Below are 6,880 nucleotides of genomic sequence, written 5' to 3'. Positions count from 1 at the left end.
CAGCACTCGCCAATGTCGAGATCTGGCGTGACGAGCCGGTGGCCGAGCGGATCGCGGCCTTGAGCGAGAGACAGGCCGCCGGGTTTCGACGCTTTCGCGACAATGCCAACTTCACCGACAGCCGCGCGATCGGCACGATCCTAGCTCTCGACCTGCGCGCCGGCTCTGCCGGCTATCTGGCCGAGATCGGACCTAAGCTGCGGGCCTTTTTCCTCGAGCTCGGCCTGCTTGTGCGCCCGCTCGGCAATGTCCTTTATCTCCTGCCGCCCTATTGCGTCACCGGCGACGAGCTCGATCGGCTCCATGACGCGATCGAGGAGGCCGGCGAACGCTTCGGCTCAAAGCCATGAGCAGGTTGTCGCGCCTGCTCGGGTTTGGCCATCATGCGCCTGGCCGAAAGGTGGCGAATGCCGAAATCGAGAACAATCTCGGCCTCGAACCGGGCTGGATCGAGCGGCGTACTGGAATCCGGTCGCGCTTCTGGGCAACGGACGAAGACACGCTGTCTGGTCTTGCTGCGCAGGCCGGCGCGATGGCGCTGGTCAGCGCCGGCATTGCGCGCCACGACATCGGTCTGCTGCTGCTTGCCACCTCGACGCCCGATCACCTCCTGCCGCCCAGTGCGCCCCTGGTCGCACATCGGCTGGGGCTCGGCCGCGCCGGCGCGATCGATCTCACCGGCGCCTGCGCCGGCTTCATCTATGCGCTGATGTTTGCGGACGGGTTCACCCGCCTGCACGGCAAAGCGAGCCTTGTTATCGCCGCCAATATCCTCAGCCGCCGCATCAATCCCTCTGAGCGCGCCAGCGCCGTGCTGTTTGCCGATGCCGCCGGCGCCCTCGTGATCGGTCCGTGCGAGGATACTGATCGGGGGATTCTCGGTGCCTCCGTGGATTCGGACGGCTCGCGCTACGGGCTGATCCAGATACCCGCGGGGGGAAGCAACGTCCCGTTTCATGGCGGCCTGGATCTCGGGCAGACCCGAATGACGATGACCGACGGACGCGAAGTGTTCGCAAAGGCCGTCGAGATGATGACCGATTGCTCGATAAGCGCGCTAGCCGCTGCCGGAGTGCGCCCACAGGATGTCGACCGGTTCGTGCCGCATCAGGCCAATGCTCGCATTTTCGATGCTGTCGGGAGCAACCTCGGCATAGCGGATCAAGCAATTGTCAAGACGATTGCCGAATACGGCAACTCTTCGGCCGCGACGATCCCGCTCTCACTGTCGCTCGCCAATCAAGCGGAGCCGTTTCGACCGGACGAAAAAATCCTTCTCGCGGCGGCAGGTGCGGGACTCAGCGGCGGGGCGCTCGTCGTCGGGATTTAGCCCAGCGAAGCTGCTCAACATCAGGACTGGCTCTGTGAGATGAATAGGACAACGGGGCCAATGCGAAAAATAGTCGCCGGCAAGCTGCACGCATCCACGTCACCGAAGCAAACCTCAACTACCACGGTTCGATAACGCTCGACCCTGACCACTGCGAAGAAGCCGGGATCCTTGCCAATGGATTCGTGGAGACATGGAGCAAGACTTCCGGCGCGTGCATCTCGACCTATGTCTTCCTCGGCGAGCGCGGCTCTCGATGCTGCATCCTCAACGGCGCGGCCGCCCGGAACCTGCCAGCCCACTCCATCCATCTGGACGAAGCGCACATTCCTGTCTGAAGCCGCGGATCGTTACGTTCGTCATCAACAATGTCGTCGGCTTCTCGCCGATGGCAATGCGCTGACGCGGACGGCGTTGACGATTACATCGGCAGGGGCGCTTCAGCAGAACTTTCGCGGGTTGATGGAGCAGCAGGAACTGGTGGAGGAGACCGGCGAAAGTGCTTTTGATACCGGCGGTCGGCCGGCGAAGCTTTATCGCTTCCGCCACCATGTCCTCGACGAAACGGCGGTCGCCCGGACAAAATTGCCGCTGGCGCGGGCTTGACATCCTTTATACTCAACGTAGAAATATACCCTTATAATCAATTCGATTATAACGAGAAATTCATTCGCACGGTCCGAACCCACGGTCTCGCTCGGGAAGCCCGTATGAGTGGATCGAAGTGATCTTGGAAATGAAACGCCCGAGGACGGGCTTTCAACCTTTGTCGTGAAGGAGGTGCCGCGCGAGTGGGCCAATGCCTTGCGGCAACGGTGAGGGATGTATACCGCCAGTAAACGCGTGCGTCAAAGTCGCTGTCGAATGTACAGTTCGTCTAAATGTGCAAGACGTTCGATTTGTGCAAGTAACACTTGGAAAAGTGTTGCATAAAAGAAACGTCTAATTATATAAAGCTGGCAAGCTAAACTTTAAACTTGCACAAATGAGCGTCGCGGATAGCGTCCCACTGTGAAGCGTGCACTGCGATGTGCGTCTGTTTCGATCGTGGGGGGCAAGACGGTCGTCAATTGATGTTCTTCCCTTTTTATTGAGAGGCAAAAGTTGAAGCCGCAAGACGGCTGCTAGGTTGCGCGCATACGAAAACGCAACACATCGCCGTCCCCCCAACTTCTTCAACGCTCTTTCGGAGGCTTGCTGAGGGAATGCTATTGGGAAAGCCAGATATGTCCGCGTCGAGTGATCTTGGGGATGAAAAGCGCCAGACCGAGCTTTCAAGCTTTGTCATGAGGGAGGTGCAGCGTATTCTTGCCCAATGCGATGAGGCGAAGCAGGGTGACAAGGCTGCTGTTGCGCCTTCTGGTTCTCCTTCCAACGAATTGACCGTCGTGGCCGCCGAATTTCTTGGTAGGCTCGAGGCCGAAGCAGCGCGACGGCTAAACGCCCAGGCGGGTGAGATCGCTTCGCGACCACGGGCAGCCGATCATCCGCTCGGGCATCCGGTTCTGAAAGATTGCCCGAGAGAAGGCGCGCGCATTGCAGAATGGGCCGGTCCAGTTGCGGGGTCGACGCATCTCGAGAGACGTTTTGGAATACCGCGGTCCACTTTGTATTGGTGGCAGCAACACAATGATGTGGTTGCCTTTCGGAGAGGCTCCCGTAAGCATGTATTTCCCCTAGCTCAGTTCATCGACGGCAGGCCTATGCCCGGAATCAGGCAGGTCCTTTCCTCGATCTCCGATCCCAGACTGGCTTGGCTGTGGCTGATCAGCCCCTCGCCTCTTCTCAAGGGTCGCGTCCCTATCGAATTGCTCAGAGAAGGTATGAACACAGAAGTTGTTACATCCGCCGCCCAGGCTGTTTCTCTGATTGAATCTATCTGACAATTGGCCGGATGCCGATGGCTTTCCGCGCATTATGTAAGTGCGCACAAGCAGATGTACCAATTGTGCGATTTGTGCAAATGTATAGTTGTTCGATTTGTGCAATTAATACAATGTATTTAGTGACAATAATGCAACGGATACTTCTATATATGTTGGCAAACGGAATTTGAACTTGCACTAATTCGCCCGGTGAATAGCGTTCGAGCCGGGAAGGATGCATTGCGATGCGCATCTTTTTCGATCGTGGGGACCGGGAGCGGTTCGTCCATCGACGTCCTCGCCCTTTTCAAATCGTTGAATGGAGATAAGTATGAACATCAAGAGCCTTCTTCTCGGCTCAGCTGCGGCTCTGATCGCAGCTTCCGGCGCCCGCGCCGCCGACGCGGTGACGGTCGCCGAGCCGGAACCGGCTGAATACGTCAAGATCTGCGACGTATATGGCTCGGGCTACTTCTACATCCCCGGCACCGAAACCTGCCTGCGCATCGGCGGCTATGTCCGTTACGACATCAGCGCTGGCGACGTTGGCTCCTACGACGGGGCGCGGACCCACGACGTCCAAGACGGCAGCGACCAGGGCACCTGGCGCAAGAACGCCCGCTTTGACCTAAGGACTTGGACCGGCCAGGAAACCGAACTCGGTACTTTGAAGACATACACCGAGACCAAATTCAATTTCGGTAACCGCAACGCCTATTCGGGTCCCGACAGTCCCCAGAACTATGCCTTCAACAGGGGCATCACACTAAACTTCGCCTGGATCCAGCTCGGTGGCCTTCGCGTCGGCAAGGACGAATCGGCGTTCGATACGTTTATCGGCTATGCCGGCAACGTCCTCAACGATACGCTCGTTCCCTACGGCGATTTCGACACCAACGTCGTGCAGTACTACTTCGATGCCGGCAATGGCTTCTCCGCCGTGGTATCGCTCGAAGAGGGTTCTGGCGTCGTCGGCACGATCGACAGCTACGTTCCGCATCTTGTCGGCGGCGTGAAGTACACGCAGGGCTGGGGCGCCATCAGCGGCGTCGTGGCTTACGACAGCAACTACGAAGAGGTAGCCGGCAAGGTCCGCTTGGATGTGAACGCCACCAACGAACTGTCCCTTTTCATTATGGCTGGCTATGGGACCGACGACAACCTAACCGATGGAACCTACGCCATTCCTGCCGGCGGCCGCGGCTTCTACAAGCAGTGGGGTGGCAACTGGGCCGTCTGGGGCGGCGGCACCTACAAGTTCAACGAGAAGACCTCTTTCAACCTTCAGGCGGCGTATGACGAGTGGAAGAACCTCGGCATTGCTGCCAATGTCGCCTACGATATCGTTCCTGGTCTGACGATCACGGCCGAAGTCGACTATCTCCACGCTGGCAAGTTCGGGGATGTGGACTTCTCTAACTGGACCAATGCCGACAAGAAGAACAGCGTCGGCGGTCTGCTCCGCTTCCAGCGCTCGTTCTGAGGATTGAAGAGCCCGTTGCCGCGTTCGGAGCGGTAACTGCGAGCCTAATTTGCGGCCGAACCATTGTGGTGAGGCTTGTAGAGGTTTCGGCGAATTGCTTGATCACGGACCTCCAATCCGAGCATTTCGTCGATGAGAAGGGCGCCCTGTTCCCGGGCGCCCTTTTTTTAAGGGTTATCATCAGACTCTCTCCCGGGGGAACTGTGGGTAAGAAACAACGCATCGTCCTGCAGGCAGCTGTTTTGGCGTCTGCCTTTGGCTTTTTTTTGCTGATCCTGATCCTGCAGATGGTCAGTTTTTTGGTTGACTAGGCACGCGCAAGCGGGATGGATCGCGCAGAGACACGCGGAAGTTTTTTTCGCCAGCGAAACCCCGACGACCTGATGGGGAGTCGCGCCAGCAGGGTGGGCGCCACGTCCAGTGCCACCGACCCTGCGAGATGCCGATCGTTGGCGCGTCTGTCAGTTCGCGCGGCCATATTCATTCTGGTGCCGATCTGTTGCCTTTTCTGCTTTTCCCATGCGTTTTAGGCCGAGCCATTTGTGAAGCGGGCGGTCAATGGATCTGCGCCTCGCGATTGCCTGCCGTTGCCTGGTTGATCTGGGCGGCATAATCCGAGAGCGAACGCTGCAACCGCGGTTCGAATTGCGCGAAGTTGAACCGGACTTCATCCGCCGTCAGGAACTGGTGGGTTGCGCCGGGAAAGCCGGCGACCATCACAAGGTCGCCTTCCTTGACGCCTTCACAGGCTATGGGTAGCCAACTCTTCGGCCGGTAAGGCACATTGTCGCGCGCATTTGGCCGGGAGGAACCATCAGGAGCGACATAGGCGCGATAAAAGCCGAAGTCGCCTGTGTGGCGCGGCCACATCCAATTGTCCGTTTCGCCGCCGAAGGTTACCGATGCCGAGCGCGGGCGCATAGACAAGGCGCACGTCCTCGATTTCGAGCTTCTGCTGGAGATAGTAGGAGGCGCCGCCATAATAGGCCCCTACGTCGCAGCGGCGATTGGGCTGTCCTTCACATGCGGCGATCAGGGCCTTGCGGTTCGTGGCGAGCCGCTCATAGCGGGCAAACTCATTCAGCTTGTCCGAGACGCCCTTGAGCATTTCGGCGGTCACATCCCGCACGTCCTCGATCACATAGATTCGGCTGCCTGGCGCCGCGGGCAATTCTTCACCCAGGGCTCTTCGCCAGAAAGCCGTCTGTGAGATAGTCCTGGCCCTCCTTGCTGTGGTATTGGATGGATTCGAACACGCAGTGATGATTGGTTGCGACCAGCCCTTGTGGACTGACGAACGAGGCGGAGCATCCGCCCAGTGATACGATCGCGTTGAGCGGGTCAGCGTCCAGACGGCCCAGCTGGGCGGGATCGATCTGGAGCCCATCCGCGCGCATGGCCGCGCCCACTTCCGCAGTCTGGCCCGGCATCCACATACCTTCGTCCGCCGACGTAGCCGTGACCGTCCAGAGCAAGGCGATGGCAGTTGCTTTGGCCAAACATTTCAAATTCGAGTTCATGCTGACTGTCGCTCTCATCTTGCCTCCTGTTCTCCGCAGATTGGATTGGTGACTATCGGGATGGCCGGAGTCCTGGCGCCGCGCGGCGGCCAATACCGTAAAGACCCTGTGGACCCGTTAACCGCAACAGTCCTGATGGCGCTCACCTCTCATATTTGTCGCGCGCAACGTTTGCGGATCATCCGCTGCACCAATCGTGCCAAATGAATAAAGCCTTCAATTACAAATGGTGAGCCGCCTCACCCATGTCCTATCTCCGACGTCGTTCACGTAAAAGGCTCGGTGCTTCCACGCTCTTTTGCTCTTCGCCCGTCCCTCTTCCGTCTTGACTAGCAGGAGCCTACGGCCTATCTCACTGCCGCGTTAGCACTCCCCCAAGATGAGTGCTAACCACGCTCCGGCAACGGAGAACCGTTCAACATCCGCACCAGGGAAATCCAAAAATGGCAAAGTCGAATTTCCGGCCGCTGCATGACCGCGTGGTCGTTCGCCGCGTCGAGTCCGAAGCGAAGACCGCCGGCGGGATCATCATCCCCGATACGGCTAAGGAAAAGCCGCAGGAAGGCGAGATCATCGCCATCGGTTCCGGCGCCCGTGACGAGGTCGGCAAGCTCGTCCCGCTGGACGTCAAGGCCGGCGACCGCATCCTGTTCGGCAAGTGGTCGGGCACCGAAGTCAAGCT

Annotated in this window: 8 protein-coding genes and 3 pseudogenes; 8 read left to right on the top strand and 3 right to left on the bottom strand. The window is 58.8% G+C overall.

The window, feature by feature from the left end; genetic code table 11:
* The 7 genes and pseudogenes from NKI47_RS34340 to NKI47_RS34315 all read left to right on the top strand — a co-directional run.
* Positions 1 to 350: pseudogene (locus NKI47_RS34340) on the top strand (adenosylmethionine--8-amino-7-oxononanoate transaminase); the annotation flags it as partial.
* Positions 347 to 1,330, top strand: a complete 984-nt coding sequence (gene bioZ, locus NKI47_RS34335) for a 3-oxopimeloyl-[acyl-carrier-protein] synthase BioZ (RefSeq protein WP_352596152.1) — start codon at positions 347 to 349, stop codon at positions 1,328 to 1,330. The pseudogene NKI47_RS34340 and the gene bioZ, both read left to right, overlap by 4 nt.
* Positions 1,331 to 1,390: 60 nt before the next feature.
* Positions 1,391 to 1,700: pseudogene (locus tag NKI47_RS34330) on the top strand (aspartate 1-decarboxylase); the annotation flags it as partial.
* 71 nt (positions 1,701 to 1,771) lie between these two features.
* A pseudogene (locus tag NKI47_RS35320) lies at positions 1,772 to 1,936 on the top strand (NrtR DNA-binding winged helix domain-containing protein); the annotation flags it as partial.
* 620 nt (positions 1,937 to 2,556) lie between these two features.
* Complete coding sequence (locus NKI47_RS34325) at positions 2,557 to 3,213, top strand: antitoxin Xre/MbcA/ParS-like domain-containing protein (protein ID WP_352596149.1); 657 nt, start codon at positions 2,557 to 2,559, stop codon at positions 3,211 to 3,213.
* A 313-nt stretch (positions 3,214 to 3,526) separates the two neighbouring features.
* Positions 3,527 to 4,678: a porin gene (locus tag NKI47_RS34320; RefSeq protein ID WP_352571074.1), complete on the top strand. Its 1,152-nt coding sequence runs from the start codon at positions 3,527 to 3,529 to the stop codon at positions 4,676 to 4,678.
* A 98-nt stretch (positions 4,679 to 4,776) separates the two neighbouring features.
* Entirely contained in the window at positions 4,777 to 4,989 is a 213-nt protein-coding gene (locus NKI47_RS34315) for a hypothetical protein (protein ID WP_352596146.1), read from the top strand.
* 244 nt (positions 4,990 to 5,233) lie between these two features.
* On the opposite strand, the gene NKI47_RS34310 is transcribed toward NKI47_RS34315, so the two are convergent.
* From NKI47_RS34310 to NKI47_RS34300, 3 genes are read right to left on the bottom strand one after another with little or no spacing between them, the layout of a single operon-like run.
* On the bottom strand, positions 5,234 to 5,548 hold the full coding sequence (locus NKI47_RS34310) for a S46 family peptidase (RefSeq protein WP_352596143.1): 315 nt from the start codon (positions 5,546 to 5,548) through the stop codon (positions 5,234 to 5,236).
* Positions 5,493 to 5,849, bottom strand: a complete 357-nt coding sequence (locus tag NKI47_RS34305; protein ID WP_352596140.1) for a S46 family peptidase — start codon at positions 5,847 to 5,849, stop codon at positions 5,493 to 5,495. The genes NKI47_RS34310 and NKI47_RS34305 overlap by 56 nt, the downstream gene beginning before the upstream one ends.
* A gap of 4 nt (positions 5,850 to 5,853) precedes the next feature.
* A complete protein-coding gene (locus tag NKI47_RS34300) occupies positions 5,854 to 6,216 on the bottom strand; it encodes a S46 family peptidase (RefSeq protein WP_352492854.1) in 363 nt (120 codons plus the stop codon).
* 425 nt (positions 6,217 to 6,641) lie between these two features.
* Here NKI47_RS34300 and NKI47_RS34295 point away from each other — a divergent pair.
* Positions 6,642 to 6,880, top strand: a 239-nt coding sequence (locus NKI47_RS34295) for a co-chaperone GroES (protein WP_352596137.1), incomplete at its 3' end; no start/stop codon positions are given.

Source organism: Mesorhizobium sp. M0633, from assembly GCF_040320645.1.
Lineage (GTDB): Bacteria > Pseudomonadota > Alphaproteobacteria > Rhizobiales > Rhizobiaceae > Mesorhizobium.
This window is presented reverse-complemented; position numbering and strand designations above follow the sequence as displayed.